This is a genomic window from Streptomyces sp. NPDC101160, assembly GCF_044768205.1.
Taxonomy (GTDB): Bacteria; Actinomycetota; Actinomycetes; order Streptomycetales; family Streptomycetaceae; genus Streptomyces.
Window position 1 is genome coordinate 394,775 of sequence record NZ_JBIWPJ010000001.1, and the last position, 14,549, is coordinate 409,323.

The 14,549-nt window shown below is 74.0% G+C and carries 15 protein-coding genes; 4 read left to right on the plus strand and 11 right to left on the minus strand.

Going from position 1 to position 14,549, the window contains the following annotated elements; all coding sequences use genetic code 11:
* Positions 1-45 precede the first annotated feature (45 nt).
* The 5 genes from ACIRSU_RS01800 to ACIRSU_RS01820 form a co-directional block, all read right to left on the minus strand.
* Positions 46-1,470, minus strand: coding sequence for a dihydrolipoyl dehydrogenase family protein (locus tag ACIRSU_RS01800; RefSeq protein ID WP_403788121.1), 1,425 nt, complete (start codon positions 1,468-1,470; stop codon positions 46-48).
* Positions 1,470-2,048, minus strand: a complete 579-nt coding sequence (locus ACIRSU_RS01805) for a Dps family protein (protein WP_403788123.1) — start codon at positions 2,046-2,048, stop codon at positions 1,470-1,472. Before ACIRSU_RS01805 ends, ACIRSU_RS01800 begins: the two co-directional genes overlap by 1 nt.
* A 94-nt stretch (positions 2,049-2,142) precedes the next feature.
* Complete coding sequence (locus ACIRSU_RS01810; protein ID WP_403788125.1) at positions 2,143-2,652, minus strand: DoxX family membrane protein; 510 nt, start codon at positions 2,650-2,652, stop codon at positions 2,143-2,145.
* Positions 2,653-2,657: 5 nt separating this feature from the next.
* Complete coding sequence (locus ACIRSU_RS01815) at positions 2,658-3,320, minus strand: hydrolase (RefSeq protein WP_403788127.1); 663 nt, start codon at positions 3,318-3,320, stop codon at positions 2,658-2,660.
* A 644-nt stretch (positions 3,321-3,964) separates the two neighbouring features.
* On the minus strand, positions 3,965-4,213 hold the full coding sequence (locus ACIRSU_RS01820; RefSeq protein WP_403788129.1) for a hypothetical protein: 249 nt from the start codon (positions 4,211-4,213) through the stop codon (positions 3,965-3,967).
* A 36-nt stretch (positions 4,214-4,249) separates the two neighbouring features.
* Here ACIRSU_RS01820 and ACIRSU_RS01825 point away from each other — a divergent pair, with 36 nt between their 5' ends.
* Entirely contained in the window at positions 4,250-5,134 is an 885-nt protein-coding gene (locus ACIRSU_RS01825; RefSeq protein ID WP_403788131.1) for a LysR family transcriptional regulator, read from the plus strand.
* A gap of 11 nt (positions 5,135-5,145) precedes the next feature.
* Here the strand turns inward: ACIRSU_RS01825 and ACIRSU_RS01830 are convergent, their stop codons facing one another.
* Positions 5,146-5,811 carry a GntR family transcriptional regulator gene (locus ACIRSU_RS01830; protein WP_403788133.1) on the minus strand — a complete coding sequence of 222 codons (666 nt, stop codon included), beginning with the start codon at positions 5,809-5,811 and terminating at the stop codon, positions 5,146-5,148.
* A 180-nt stretch (positions 5,812-5,991) separates the two neighbouring features.
* On the opposite strand from ACIRSU_RS01830, the gene ACIRSU_RS01835 reads away from it, so the two are divergent.
* The 3 genes from ACIRSU_RS01835 to ACIRSU_RS01845 all read left to right on the plus strand — a co-directional run bounded on the left by ACIRSU_RS01835 (position 5,992) and on the right by ACIRSU_RS01845 (position 8,843).
* Entirely contained in the window at positions 5,992-6,606 is a 615-nt protein-coding gene (locus ACIRSU_RS01835; protein WP_403788135.1) for a hypothetical protein, read from the plus strand.
* Positions 6,607-6,684: 78 nt separating this feature from the next.
* Positions 6,685-8,010: a VWA domain-containing protein gene (locus ACIRSU_RS01840; RefSeq protein ID WP_403788137.1), complete on the plus strand. Its 1,326-nt coding sequence runs from the start codon at positions 6,685-6,687 to the stop codon at positions 8,008-8,010.
* An 11-nt stretch (positions 8,011-8,021) separates the two neighbouring features.
* Complete coding sequence (locus ACIRSU_RS01845) at positions 8,022-8,843, plus strand: hypothetical protein (RefSeq protein WP_403788139.1); 822 nt, start codon at positions 8,022-8,024, stop codon at positions 8,841-8,843.
* Between the two features lie 68 nt (positions 8,844-8,911).
* On the opposite strand, the gene ACIRSU_RS01850 is transcribed toward ACIRSU_RS01845, so the two are convergent.
* From ACIRSU_RS01850 to ACIRSU_RS01870, 5 genes are all read right to left on the minus strand, one after another.
* On the minus strand, positions 8,912-9,595 hold the full coding sequence (locus tag ACIRSU_RS01850; protein WP_403788141.1) for a response regulator: 684 nt from the start codon (positions 9,593-9,595) through the stop codon (positions 8,912-8,914).
* Positions 9,592-10,911, minus strand: coding sequence for a sensor histidine kinase (locus ACIRSU_RS01855; RefSeq protein ID WP_403788143.1), 1,320 nt, complete (start codon positions 10,909-10,911; stop codon positions 9,592-9,594). Before ACIRSU_RS01855 ends, ACIRSU_RS01850 begins: the two co-directional genes overlap by 4 nt.
* A 40-nt stretch (positions 10,912-10,951) precedes the next feature.
* Positions 10,952-12,199 carry an acyltransferase gene (locus ACIRSU_RS01860; protein ID WP_403788145.1) on the minus strand — a complete coding sequence of 416 codons (1,248 nt, stop codon included), beginning with the start codon at positions 12,197-12,199 and terminating at the stop codon, positions 10,952-10,954.
* A complete protein-coding gene (locus ACIRSU_RS01865; RefSeq protein ID WP_403788147.1) occupies positions 12,192-13,175 on the minus strand; it encodes an alpha/beta hydrolase in 984 nt (327 codons plus the stop codon). The genes ACIRSU_RS01860 and ACIRSU_RS01865 overlap by 8 nt, the downstream gene beginning before the upstream one ends.
* A gap of 182 nt (positions 13,176-13,357) precedes the next feature.
* Positions 13,358-14,311, minus strand: coding sequence for a glycoside hydrolase family 6 protein (locus ACIRSU_RS01870; RefSeq protein ID WP_403789371.1), 954 nt, complete (start codon positions 14,309-14,311; stop codon positions 13,358-13,360).
* Positions 14,312-14,549: the final 238 nt, after the last annotated feature.

The window sequence follows — 14,549 nt, forward strand, 5'->3', positions numbered from 1 at the left end:
GGCGGCAGGCGGCAGGCGGCAGGCGGCGGGCGGCGGAGTCTCGCCTCAGCGGCCGTACGCCTCCAGGAGCCGGAGCCAGACCTCGCTCACCGTCGGGAAGGCGGGCACGGCGTGCCACAGGCGCTCCAGAGGGACCTCGCCCACGATGGCCACGGTGGCCGTGTGGATGAGCTCGGTCGCCATCGGGCCGGTGAGCGTGCAGCCGACGACGACTCCTCGGGGCTCGTCGACGACGAGCTTGGCGAGGCCGCGGTAGTCGTCCGCGTGGAGCGCGGCGCCGGCGACGTCGTCGATGCGGTACTCCACCACGCGTACCGCGAGACCCGCTTCGCGTGCCGCGCGTTCCGTGAGCCCCACGCTCGCGACCTCGGGGCGGGTGAAGACGGCCTGTGGGACGGCGATGTGGTCGGCCTCCGCGCTCCACGGCTGCCGGCCGCCGGTATCGGCGGGGCGCCCGGCGGCTCGCTCGGCGATCGCCGCCGCGCAGGCACTGGCCTGGTACTTGGCCATGTGGGTCAGCGGGCCACGGTGGTTCACGTCGCCGACGGCGTAGAGCCAGTCGCCCCCGACCGCGGCGACCCGACAGGTGTCGTCGACCGCAAGCCAGTCGCCCGCCGGCAGTCCGACGGAGTCGAGGCCGAGGTCCGCGGTGCGCGGGCGCCTGCCGACGGCGGCGAGGACCTCGTCGCAGACGAGGGTGGTGCCGTCGTCGGTGTGCACGGTCACCGTGCGGGTGTCGTCGTCACGGGCGACCCGGACGGCCGACACCCCGAAGCGGATGGTGACGCCCAGGTCGCTCAGCCCCCGGGTGACCTCTTCGCCGGCACACGGCTCCCAGCCGGTCAGCAGGGCCTGGTCGCGGACGAGCACGGTGACGGAGGAGCCGAGCGAGCGCCACGCGGTGGCCATCTCGCAGGCCACCACTCCCCCGCCGATGACGACGAGCCGCTCGGGCACCGCGTCGGCCGTAGTGGCCTGCCGGTTGGTCCACACACCGATCCGGTCGAGCCCCTCGATCGGCGGAAGGGCGGGTTCCGTGCCGGTGCAGACCACGACCGCGCGCCGGGCCCGCAGGGTGCGGACCATGCCGTCGGCCCCGGTCACCTCCACCCGGCGCTCACCGGCGAGCCGTCCGTGCCCCCGTACGAGCGCGATGCCCGCCCCGTCGAGCCAGTCGGCCTGGCCGGTGTCGTCGCCGCGCCCGGTGAAGCGGTCACGGCGGGCCAGGACTCGCGCCGGGTCGAGTGCCGCCGTGACCGCCTGCCGGGCCCCGTCGACCGAGCGGGCCTCCGCCCGTGCGGCGCCGGGTCGCAGCAGGGCCTTGCTGGGAACGCAGGCACGGTAGGAGCACTCGCCGCCGACCGCCTCGGCCTCGACGACGACGGCGGTCAGCCCCGACCGGACGGTCCGGTCGGCGACGACCTCGCCGGCCGGTCCGCCGCCGACCACGACGACGTCGTACGTGTCCATCAGCCGCGCACCAGAGGGGTGTCCACGAGGTGCTCGGCCAGGAACCACACCTGCGCCTCGCCGGTGCGGATGACGTCGGAGACGAGCAGGTCGGCGCTGCCCTCGTCGCCCTCCTCGGAGAGCCGGGCGGCGGCGTCCCGCGCGTCGATCAGGACCCGCTCGTGCCCGTCGAGGAGCCGCGACAGCATGACGGGCACCGGCTCGACGCCGTCGGGCGGACGGGGGATCGCCGTCAGCTCCGCGACGTGGCGCGGGTCTCCGACGGCGACGCCGCCGAGGCTCTGGACCCGCTCGGCCAGCGCGTCCACGATGGCGAGCTGGGCCTCCGCGTGCTTGTCCAGCATCAGGTGGAGCGAGTAGAACGTCGCCCCGCGCATGAGCCAGTGGTGCTTCTTGTAGAGGGAGTAGAGGATCTGCGTGTCGGCGAGGACGCGGTTCAGCCGCTGGCAGGCGTACATGCGGGTGTCGTGGCCGAGGCCGATCGGCAGCTGCTTGAGCGTGCCGAACGCCTGGGTCTCGGCACCCTTCTGGTGCAGCAGCGGCTGACCGCCGCCGTGCGGGGTCGTGAGGGTGTCCATCGGGTGCTCCTGTTCGGGAGAGAGAGGGTGGGAAGGGCCCGGCCACCCGGTCGGGGGTACGCGGGTGGCCGGACCCGGTCGGTGAGGCTCGTGCTCAGCGCTCGGCGATCGCCGGGTCAGCGGGGGGCCGGTGCAGGGCGAGCCGGGTGAGGAGTCCGCTGCCGAGACCGGCCGCGAGCGCGAGGGCGGCCCACCACAGCCGGTAGGGCGTGAGGCCGAGGACCGCGTCGAGGGACCAGGCGCCGGGGCCGGTGGCGGCGAGGGCGGCGGCGGTGCCGACGAGGACGAGCGGGTACTCGTATCCGTCGTTCTGCACCCACAGCCCGTGGTGCCACTTCACGGTGAGGGCGACGGTCATGACCCCGATGGTCCCGGTCGCGGCGAGCGGGGTCAGGAGGCCGGCGGCGAGCAGCAGACCCGAGCCGATCTGACCGCCGCCCGCCGCCAGGGCGGTGAGGGCACCGCCTCGGAAGCCGTCGGCACGGAACTCCTCGGTGCCGCCGTCGAGCCCCTTGCCGCCGAGATGCGGGCTGACCTTCTGGACACCGTGGCCGGCGACGAGCAGGCCCACCAGCAGACGCAGGATCAGAATGCCGGTGTCCACGGGGGTCAGCCGGCCGCGTGCGCGCCGATGACGCTCTGCGCGTACACGACGCCCAGGCCGTACGCGCCCGCGTGGGCCTTGACGATCTCCATGACCGCGCCGTACGTCTCCTGGCGCGCCCAGTCGCGCTGGAGCTCCAGGAGGACCTGGACCCAGGTCACCGGGACGGCACCGGCGGCGATCATCCGCTGCAGTGCGTGCTCGTGGGCGGCCGGGCTGACACCACCGGAGGCGTCGGTCACGACGTACACCTCGTAGCCCTGCTCGAGCGCCGAGAGCGCCGGCAGCACGAGGCAGACCTCGGTCCACAGACCCGCCAGGACGATCTTCTTGCGCCCGGTCGCCTTGACCGCCGCCACGAGCGCCTCGTCCTCCCAGGCGTTCATCGTGGTGCGGTCGATGACCTCGTTCTTGGGGAACACCTCGGCGAGCTGCGGCAGCAGGGGCCCGGAGAAGGACTCGGCGGCGACCGTGGTCAGGACGGCCGGAACGTCGAACGCCCGGGCCGCCTTGGCGAGACCCACCGTGCTGTTGATGATCGCGGCACGGTCGCCGCTGCCGGTGCCGAAGAACATCTGCGGCTGGTGGTCCACGAAGAGCATGACCGAGTTGTCGGGCGTGAGCAGGTCCTTGCTCGGAGCGGCGTGCACCGTGGCGATGTCGAACATGAGGGGTCCTCTCGAAGCAATCGGTAACGTGCCCGCCGCGTCCGCGGCTCGGCACGTCCTCACGCTACGAAGGACCCGACCGACCGAGTTGACCTCCTGCGCCCAGGGGTTGGCACGACAGCGCACAACCAGGCAAGGTCGCGCCGTCGACGCCCCGAGGTGACCGCGCGGAGAAGGTCGGCATGCAGCTGCCAGACCTGCTCGCACACGCGTCTGTGCCCCTGGGAGGGGTCGCAGAGCAACCCCTCCCAGGGGCACATCGAAACGCCGGGCCCTCCTGCCTCGACCCTGGCTCGGGCGGCCCGGACGGGTGCGTCGGACGGCGCGGTCAGTGGTGGCGGGCGTGGGGGGGGCGGCGTGGCCGCCTCCGCGACCTCCATGACGGCGATCGACAGGGTGTCCGCTGCCAGCGCCACGCCGATCGCCCGCACGGTGCGGCCCTCGGCGCGTGCTCGGCAGAACTCCAGGCACGCGGCGCGGCCTTCGTAGCGGGCCCCGTCGGGGGACGGCCCCTTCGCCTCCATCACTCAGTCGTCGGCGAGCAGGTCGGCGAGCAGCGAGGCGTCGTGGTGAATGAAGGCGCGGTTGAAGCGGTGAACGACCTCGCCCGTGGCGAGGAACGGCATGTCGCTACCTCCCGGCGGTCACGCCGGGCCGGCGATCGCGTGTTCCGCGGCCCGGCTGACGTGCTCCCAGGCCGACCAGGTCTCCGCCCGGGTGCGGGCGATGTCGAAGGCCAGGTCGTAGACCATGCTGCCCAGCAGGAGGCGCAGCGGCGGCTCGTCGCTGTCGACCAGCTTCAGCAGCGCGGCCGCGGCGAGTTTCGGGTCGCTGTCGACCGAGCCTTCGGCGAACTGCCGGGCGAGCTCCTCCCGGAGCGGGGCGTACGCCAACTCAGGCTTATGACGGGGGTTCGGCAGCACATGGAAATGCGCGAGATCGAGATCTTTCTGACTCTGGCGGAGGAGCTGCACTTCGGCCGGGCGGCCACCCGGCTGCACCTCACGCAGGCGCGCGTCAGCCAGGTGATCGGCCGTCAGGAGCGACGGCTCGGCGGTCTGCTGTTCGACCGGTCCAACCGCCGCCAGATCAGGCTGACCCCGCTCGGCCGGCAGCTGTGTGCCGATCTGCGGCCGCTCCACGCGCAGCTGCAGGGCAGTCTCGAACGCGCCCGGCTGGCCGCCCGCGACAAGACCGCACGCCTGCGGGTCGGCATGATGCCCTTCAACGTGCCCGACCTGCACCGCTACTGGGAGGCGTTCCGCTCCCGCCACCCCGAGTGGGAGCTGCAGATACGCCGGGCACCGTACGTCGAACCGTTCGCCAGGCTCCGCGACGGCGACATGGACGTCTTCGTCACCTGGCTACCGGTGGACGAACCCGATCTCACCGTCGGCCCGGTCCTCTTCCACGACCCGCGCGTGCTGGCCGTCGCCGCGGACCACGAACTCGCCGGAAGACCGGGGGTCCCGGTCGAGGCGCTGGGCGACTTCGCGCACGCCATGGCCCCGGACATGCCCGACTACTGGGAGGACGGCTACCTGTCCTTCTACACCCCCCGAGGCAAGGCGATCGAGCGGATCGACTGGGCCACCAACGCCGACGAGCTGATCAGCCTCGTCATCACCGGCGAGATCGTCCACCCCTTCCCCTCGCACGTCACCCGCTACTGGTCGATGTCCCACGTGCGCTTTCTGCCGATTCCCGAGATGGGAACGATTCCCTACGCCCTGGTATGGCGCCGCGACGCCGAGAACGAGCTGGTCCGGGCCCTCGCCGGGACCGTCCGGGACATCGGCGCGCTGCACTTCTGAGCGCGGCGCCGTCAGTCCTCGAAGAGCCGCCGCAGCGCGACCCGCCGGTAGTAGCGCACATGGGCGAGCGCCAGCTGGGCTGCCGCCTCCGCGTCGCCGGCACCGATCGCCTCGAACAGCAGCCGGTGCTCCTCCCACAGCGGTCCGGCTTCGTCGACCTGCTGGAACAGCCAGCGGAGCCGGCCCTCGAGCGACTCCACGCCGCTGACCAGGAGTTCGTTGCGCGACATGCGGACGATCTGGGCGTGGAAGGCGGCGTTGGCGCGCGACAGGCGCTCGGGGCCGCCCGCGGTCGTGGCGGCGCGGGCCTCGGCGAGCAGCCGGCCGAGGGTGTGGAGCTCGGCGTCGGTACGGCGCTCGGCGGCGCGGCGCACGGCGAGGACCTCCAGGGCCTCGCGCATGTCGAAGAGGTTCTCGACGTCCTGGCGGGTCATCTCACGGACGACGATGCGGCGCTGGGAGACGGCCTGCAGGAAGCCCTCGCCGATGAGGATGCGGATGGCCTCGCGGACGGGCACCCGGGAGACGCCGAACTCCTCGGCGACCTCCCGCTCGACCAGCCGGTCCCCCGGCTTGAGCCGTCCGGTGATGATGCGGTCGCGCAGTCCCTCGCAGACCTGGTCGCGGAGCCAGCCGCCGCCGTGGCCAGGTGCGGTGCCCGTTCCTGGGCCGGTCATCGGTCCTCCCGCTGTCGATCACCTCACGGTATGCCACCTCGTCGGGTGCTCCGGCTCCCCGGGGGGTGCGATGCCCGTCACGGTCGACTTGACGGACACGCGTGCGATACTTAGCTTCGCCTTACCTAAGTACCATCACCGCTCCACGCTCCTCCCGTGCCAAACCGAAAGACGTCCGTCATGCCGAGACCCCTGCCGCATCCGCCTCGTCCCCTCGCCGTCACGCCGGGCGCGGCAGCACACGAGGAGCCGCGCGGGAACGAGCTCGGGAACCTCACGCCCGGCTGGCTGCTCGCGGCGGCCGGCGTGTGCGCGACGGTCGTGCTCGCCGCCGCCTGCTGGACCGCCGGGCACGTCCAGGCGGACACCACCCTGCAGACCGTGGCCCGCTTCCTGCACGTGGCGAGCCTGGTCGCCGGGCTGGGCTCGGTGCTGGCGGTCGACTGGTTCGCGGTGCTCTGGCTGACCGGCCGCCGCCCGCTCGCGAGCGTCCTCGACACCGCGACGGCCCTGCAGACCCCGATCTGGGCGGGCCTCGGCGGACTGACCGTCACCGGCCTCTTCCTCCGCCCCGACCTCGGCTCCCCGCTCACCCTGGTCAAGCTCGGCCTGGTGCTCGCCGTCACCCTCAACGGCCTGTACGCGCACCGGCTCGGCCAGCTGCTCGACCGCTTCCGGGACCGTGCTGCCGACGTGCCGCGCCGGCTGCTCGTGCGCTCCGGTCTCGCGGCCGCCGTCAGCCAGACGGGCTGGTGGGGCGCGACCCTCATCGGCTACCTCAACAGCCGGTCCTGACCCCCGCTCAAACCCCTTTCCCGCCACCGTTCCCACCCCGGTTTTGGAATGTCGGACGATCCTCCCTACGATCCTCCGATGATCACGAGAAAACGGCTGGCGACCGGGGCCTGCGCGCTCGTCGCCGCCCTGAGCGTCGGGCTCCTCCCGACCAGTGCCGCCGCCGACGACGGACCGGCGGCCGCGGACTCCGCCAAGGAATCGCCCAAGGTCGAGCTGGTGCTCGACGTCAGCGGCTCGATGCGCGCCCGCGACATCGACGGACAGTCCCGCATGGCCGCCGCCAAGCAGGCGTTCAACGAAGTTCTGGACGCGGTCCCGCAGGAGGTGCGGCTCGGCATCCGCACCCTCGGCGCCGACTACCCGGGCCAGGACCGCGAGCGCGGCTGCAAGGACACCAGGCAGCTCTATCCGGTCGGCCCGCTCGACCGCACCGAGGCCAAGACCGCCGTCGCCACCCTCGCCCCCACCGGCTGGACCCCGATCGGCCCGGCGCTGCTCGGCGCCGCGGACGACCTCAAGAAGGGCGAGGCGGCCAAGGGTGCGGACGGTCAGGGCGGCGGTGCGACCAAGCGGATCGTGCTCATCACGGACGGCGAGGACACCTGCGCCCCGCTCGACCCGTGCGAGGTGGCGCGGAACATCGCCGCCCAGGGCATCCACCTGGTCATCGACACCCTCGGCCTGGTCCCGGACGCCAAGACCCGGCGTCAGCTGACCTGCATCGCCGAGGCCACCGGCGGCACCTACACCTCCGTGCACCGCACCGAGGAACTCTCCGGCCGCGTCCGGCAACTGGTCGACCGCGCGGCCGACCCGGTCGTCACCCCGGTCGCCACGAACGGCGCCGAGCGCTGCGCCGACGCGCCGACGCTCGAGCCGGGCCTCTACACCGACCGGCAGGTCTTCGGCGCCCACCGCTTCTACAAGGTGAACGTGCTGCCGGGCCAGGAGCTGCGCGCCTCGGTGAGCATCTCCGCCGACCGGGCCGTCAACAACGACTACGGCGTGCTGCTGCGGGCGGTCACCACGCACGGCCGCGAGATCGTGCGCGGCTCCGAGGCGGGCGACGGGCGCACCGACGTCATATCGACCGGCCTGCGCTATCCGAAGAAGGACGACACGGCCGCACTGGACGACGACACCAAGTCCGCCGCCGAGACGGTCTGTCTCCAGGTCAGCAACTCCTTCTCCGCTCCCCCGTCGGTCAAGACCACGCCCGGCATGCCGGTCGAGCTCGCGATCGACGTCGTCGACGGCCCCGGCGCGGCCTCCGACGTGGCCTCCTTCGGCCTCGGCCGCGGCTGGTGGCTGCTCGGCGCGCTGGTGCTCGCCGGCTTCCTCGGCGGCCTGCTCTTCGGCTGGCTGTCCCGCTGGCGTGTCGCCGTCTGGAGGACCAACTGATGGAGCGACCGATGGGGAAGACCACCCGCACCCTCCGCCGGCTCACCGCGGGCCTCGTGCTCGCCGGTGCGGCCCTGCTCGGCCCGGCCGCCCCGGCGGGCCTCGCGGACACCGCGACCCCCACCCCGAGCGGCAGCGCGAGCGGCGCCGCGGCGGAGGCCGGGCCGACCGAGGCCGGCACCTCGTTCCGTACCGCCGCCTTCTTCCGGCAGGGCCGGCAGGCCACCGCGCAGGCGTCCACGGGTGACTACCTGTACTGGCAGTTCCCCGCCGACTCCGGCGAGCGGCCCACCGTCACCGCCACCGTCACGCTGCCCGACTCCGCGCTGCGGCACGGCTCCTCGGCCTGGCGGATCGACGTGTACGACGGGCTGCGCCGGCGCCAGCCGTGCATGTACGGCATGCAGTCCCGCCTCGCGGCCAAGGACGCCGCGACGGTGGAGCTGGCCTGCACGCTGCGCCCGGTCCGGGCCGCCGCCGACACCTGGTCGAACGACCCGCTGCCGGGCAGCTACTTCGTCCGTCTGACGGTCACCGGCCTGCCCGAGGACGACCTGGGCCAGCCGTTCTCGGCGCGGATCGGGGCGAGCTCGAAGGAGCTGGGCGGCGCGTACGCGGCGGACGGCGCGCTCGCCGTCCCGCTGGTGCCCGGCGCCACCACGCCCGAGACCGTCGAGGCGCGGGCGCCGGAGGACGGCTGGTCCTCCGGCTGGTGGTCCGACCGCTGGCTGTGGACGGCCGCGGGCGGCGTGCTCGCCGCGCTCGCGGGCATCGGCGGTTACGTCCTGACGCGCGGCTCCGGCCGCCCGTCCCGGGTCCCGCCGGGCGTCTGAGCCCCGGTGCCTGACCGGCCCCTGTCGCCCCGGCGGCGGGGGCCGGTCGTGTGTCCGGCCTCCGTGCCCTACTGAGCGCCGGGGCGGACCAGACCGCTCTCGTACGCGTGCACCGCGGCCTGGGTGCGGTCGCGCAGGCCGAGCTTGGTGAGGATGCGGCTCACATAGGTCTTCACGGTCTGCTCGGCGACGACGAGCCGGGCGGCGATCTCGGCGTTGGACAGGCCCTGCGCGATGAGCGTCAGGACCTCCGTCTCGCGCTCCGTCAGCGCGCCGAGCCGGTCCATCAGCGGGACCCGCGGGGCGGGGCTGAGCCGGGAGAACTCCGCGATGAGCCGCTTGGTCACATTGGGCGCGAGCAGCGCGTCGCCGCGCGCCACGACCCGTACCGCCTGGGCGAGTTCCTCGGCCGAGGCGTCCTTGAGGAGGAAGCCCGCCGCGCCGGCGCGCAGCGCCTCGTACACGTACTCGTCCAGGTCGAAGGTGGTCAGGACGAGCACCTTGACGGTGGCGTCGGCGGGGGCGGTGAGCAGCCGGGTGGCCTCGATGCCGCCCATGCCGGGCATCCGGATGTCCATGAGGACGACGTCGGGGGCGAGTCCGGCGGCCTGCGCGACGGCGTCGGCGCCGTCGACGGCCTGGCCGACGACCTCGATGCCGGGTTCGGCGTTCAGCAGGACCGTGAAGCCCTGCCGGACCATGCTCTGGTCGTCCGCGATGAGAACCCTGATGTCGTCGCTGTCGCTGCTCATGAACGTGAGGCGTCCTTCGTGGAGAGGGGGGCGGGGAGCACCGCGGTGACCTCCCAGCCGCCGTCGGGGGTGGGTCCGGCGGCGAGTTCGCCGCCGAGCATGGCGGCGCGTTCGCGCATGCCGAGCAGCCCGTGGCCGGGTTCGCCGGACGCGCGCGGGGCGGCGGGGGCGAGGGCTGCGGCGGCCGGGCCGTCGGGGGCCGTGTTGGTGATCCGCACGGTCAGTCCGTCGCGGTGGTAGCGGGTCTCCACGCCGGCCCGGGCGCCGGGGGCGTGGCGCATCACGTTGCTGAGGGCCTCCTGCACGATGCGGTACGCGGAGAGCTCGGCGCCCGGGGAGAGCGGCCGGGGCTCGCCGTGCGTCTCGGCGGTCACGTCGAGGCCGGCGGCGCGGACGTTGCCGAGGAGTTCGCCGAGCCGGTCGAGGGTGGGCTGCGGGGCGTGCCGTACGCCGGCGGTGGTGTCGCCCCGGTCGCCGTCGCCGCGCAGCACGCCGAGGACGCGGCGGAGTTCGGTGAGGGCGTCGACGGCGTTCTGCCGGATGCCGGCCAGGTTCTCGCGCAGCTCGGGCGAGGGGTTCTCGACCAGGTGCGGGGCGACCTGGGCCTGGATGGAGATGACAGACATGTGGTGCGCGACCACGTCGTGCAGTTCGCGGGCGATCCGGCCGCGCTCCTCCAGGAGGGCGCGCCGGGCGCGTTCCTCGGCGGTGAGCTCCTCCTGCTCGACGAGCCGGGTGCGCGAGACGCGGGCGGCGCGCAGGGAGCCGCCGACGACGGTCGCGGTCGTGAAGAAGGCGGCGCCGACGGCGAGGATCGGCGGGTGCGGCACGGTGTGCGGCAGCAGGGCGCCCACGCCGGTGAGCAGGGTGATGCCGAGCGCGGTGGCGGCGGCGAGGGGCCGGACGCGCAGGGCGAGCAGCAGCAGGACGAGGGTGTGCAGCGCGACGGCCGCGCCGCTCCACGGCCAGGGGGCGCCGAAGAAGGGCGCCGCGAAGGTGCTGGTGAGCAGCAGCGCGGCGGCGGAGAGCCAGGTGGCGGCGGCGGGCCGGGTGAGGGCGAGGACGGGCGCGGCGGTCTGGGCGATGACGAACAGCGCGATGCTGCCGGGGGCCGGGTCCATGGCGTTCTCGTACTGCGTCATCTCCCACATCCCCATGAGGAGGCTGAAGAGGACCAGATGGGCGTGCGGCAGCCAGCTGAGGTAGCGGTGGCGGGGCAGCGGGTCGCGCTGCGGCGAGCCGAGGTCGGCGCGCAGGATCTCGGGGGCGGCGCGCAGCGCGCTCTCCCACCGTGCCGTGTCCCCCACCGTGCCCACCGTGCTTCCCCCGCCCGTGTGTTCGTTTCTCTGCCACAGCCTAGGCACGTCGTGTCTCCGTCCTTCTCCCAGGGCTGGTCCCGGACCTCCGGCCGGAGGCCCGGACGGTGCGGGTGGTGCGTTCGTACGCGTGGAAAACCGCGCCGCAGACCAGCAGCGCGACGGCGAAGAGCGGGAGCCAGCCGAGCCGGGCGAGGACCCAGTCGTAGCCGTCGGGCACGGTGTGGAGGCCGGTGAGCGGGCCGTGGCCGAGGAGGCCGGCGGTGAACAGTCCACCGGTGGTGACGGCGATCATCGCGGTCTGGTGCCAGAGGAAGACGGTCATGGCGCAGAGGTTGAGCAGTGCCACGGCCGCCCAGGCGGCGGGCCGGCGCAGGGCGCGGCGCAGCGGCCCGAGGAGCAGCAGCGCGGCGCCGCACTGGGCGAGGCCGAAGGTGACGGCGGCGAGCGTGGGCGGGTTGAGGTTGGAGACCGGGGCGCCCGGCACGCCGACCATGGAGCCGGGGTAGCCGGCGAAGGCGACGAGGAGGCCGGTCACCGTGGCGCCGCCGAGCAGCAGGGTCCAGGCGGCGGCCGGTGCGAGGTCCTGTCCGGAGTTCCGGCGCGACGCCGCGGGGGAACTCCGGACAGGACCTGTGGGGCCGCGGCGGGCGAGCAGGGCGCCCAGGCAGTACGGGACGAGCCAGCCGGCCGGCAGGTTGAGCCAGCCGAGCCAGTCGGGGCCGTCGAACCCGAAGCGGAACAGATCGACGTGGAGAACGACGGCGAGCGGCCACAGCGGGTGGACGCGGGCGACGAGCGGGGTGGCGGCGGTGAGCGCCGCGAGGACGAGGAGGAACCACAGCGGCGAGAGCACGAGCTTGCCGAGGGTGTGGACGGTCGGCCAGGGCACGCCGGAGGCGAGCATGGCGACCGTGGCGACCAGCCAGACGAGGAGCAGCGGGACGACCGGCCGGAACAGCCGGCGCAGCCGGCCCGCGATCCACCGGCCGTGGCCCTCGCCGCGGGCGCGGGCGGCGGCGTGGCCGCGGGCGGCCACGTGTCCGCCCACCAGGAAGAAGACGGCGAGGGTCTGGAACACCCAGGAGACCGGGGTGAGTTCGGGCAGGTGGCCGAGCGGGCTCTCGACGTGCAGGGTGCCGCTGTCGGCGACGACGGCGGTGACCAGCCAGTGGCCGAGCACGACGCCGAGGATGGCGAAGGCGCGCAGCGCGTCGAGGGCGCGGTCGCGGCCGGGCGGGGTGGCGTCGGCTATCCGGTGGGCGACGCCGCGCAGGGTGTCACGCACGGTCGGGCTCCTGCCCGTCGACGATCCGGGCGAGGTTGCGCAGCGGTACGGAGCCGGGCGCGAGGTAGTCGCTGTGGCCGCCGTCGCCGGTGGCGAAGCGGCGGGCGCCGAAGGCGGGGTCCATGGGGTCGGTGCCGAAGCCGAGTTCGGTGCCGGGGAGCAGGGGCAGGCTGAGGTGGGGCACCTCGGCGACCCAGTCGCCGGTGGCGCGGCCGGCCCAGACGGTGGCGCGGGTGTGCAGGTCGGCGGCGCTGTCGAGGCCGGTGCCGGGGCTGCCGTAGAGGACGACGGCGGCGACGGGCAGTCCGTGGGCGGCGAGCGCGCACACCACGGAGCCGTAGGAGTGGCCGAGCAGGGTGATCCGGGCATCGGGCCGGATGCCGCGCAACTCCTCGACGAAGGCGCGGAGTCCGGGTGCGGCCTGGTCGGCGCGACCGGGGGTCAGGGAGGCGGCGCTGGCGGTGGCGGGGGTGCGGTAGCCGAGCCAGCCGACGACGGCGGCGCGGGCACCGAACTCCCGCTGCAGGGTGGCCTGCAGGGCGACGGCTCCGGCGCGGAAGCGGCCGTAGCTGTCGGGCGCGGTGTCCACGCCGGGGACGAGGACGGCGATCCGGTCGGCGCGGGCCAGGTCACCGACGACCTCCACGCTGCGGCCGCCGTCCCGCCCGTCGAAGGCGAGGAACTGCCGGCCGGGCCCGGCCATCGTCCGCAGCGACCCGGCCCGCCGGTGCGCCCCGTACTCGTCCGCCATGCGCGCGGCCGCCGCCAGGTCCGCCCGCCCGGTCGCGTACCGCGCGTCCAGCTGTGCGGCGAGCGCGGCGGGATCGCCCGCGGTCAGCGGTCGTACGGCTCGCGGCGCGGGCGCCGGCACCTCGGCGGGCCGGGCGGCGCCCACGACCGGCACGGCGACGGCGGCGGTGACGAGCGCGGCGAGCAGGGTGCGGCGGAGGCGGGTGGTGCGGACGGGGGGCGCCATGGGGGTCCTTCCGGGGCGTGGTCGTGACGCTCCGAAAGGTAGGAACCGGACGCCGTCGTCGACGTCCCGCCGGGGAGCCAACCTTGCGGGTAGCTCTCAGGTATGACGGGTCGTCCGTAGGGTCGGCGCACCCCGTCAGGTGCACGCTGCCGATACGGACGAGCCTGCTGCGCGTGCGGCGCTCAGTAGCCGTAGATCATCTTGTAGGCCACCTCGGGCAGGAACTGTCCGGCGGTCGATCCGGCGCCTACGCCGCAGTTGCCGTCGGACTCGCCGGGCGCCTTGATCCACAGCAGCATCTCGGCGCCGCCGCCCCACTGGGTGGGCGTCCCGATCCTCCGCCCGGCCGCGTTGCACCATGCGCCGTTGGATCCGTTGCCGTTGCGGCTGGTGTCGATGACGTACGGCTTGGTGAAGCCCTTCGTCGACTTCAGGGCCGCGTTGACGGCGTTGCCGTAGGCGGTGTTCTCCGCGGTAGTGAGGTAGTTCGAGACGTTCAGGGAGAAGCCGTGGGCTCCGCTCACCCCGGCGGCGGCCAGGTGCCGGGCCATGGTGTCGGCGCTCAGCCAGCCGGGGTTGCCGGCGTCCAGATAGACCCACGTGTTCGGCGCTTTGGTGGCGAACTGCGCGATGGCGTCGCTCAGCAGCGCGTTGCGTTCGGAGATCTGGGCCGGGGTCATGCAGCTCTCGTCGCCGAGGGAGTCGGGTTCGAGGACGACCACAGCCGGTCGGTTGCCGATGCCGGAGGCGAACGCGGCGATCCAGCTCCGGTAGTCGGCGGCGCTGCCCGCACCGCCGCCGGACTGGCCGGCGCAGATGTCCCGGTTGGGGATGTTGTACGCCACCAGGACCGGCAGCTTGCCGGCGGCGGCCGCCGCACCGGTGTAGGCCCCGGTCGCCGTGCCGATGGCGCCGCTCCAGTTGCCGAACCAGCGCGCCATCGGCACGTTGGCGATCGACGCCTGGATGGCGGGAGCGCGGCCGTCGCCGCGGTTGGCGTCGACCCACCGCTGTGCGCTGGAGGCGGGGTCGACGTAGAAGCCGTTGGTCATCAGGGTGGGGTCGGCGGCGTGGGCGGTGCCTGGTTGGACGGCGACCAGGAGGGCGGTCAGCGCGGGGGCGACGAGCAGGGACAGTCGGCGGCTCGATCGGCGCACGGGAATTCCTCCGCTACGGGGTCGGGGGTGGATTGCGGCACCCCTGCTCTCGAATCTCGAATATTTCGAGCAAGTTTCCGAATGCTGTGGGAAAACTAGGGTCGTCCCCGTCGTCCGTCAAGGCGTACGACGAGATCGGGGCCCGGTCCGCCGGCGGCGCTAGCATCCGTGGCGTGCGGCCGACGACGGACTTGGCCCGGCAAGGGCAGTGCAGGAG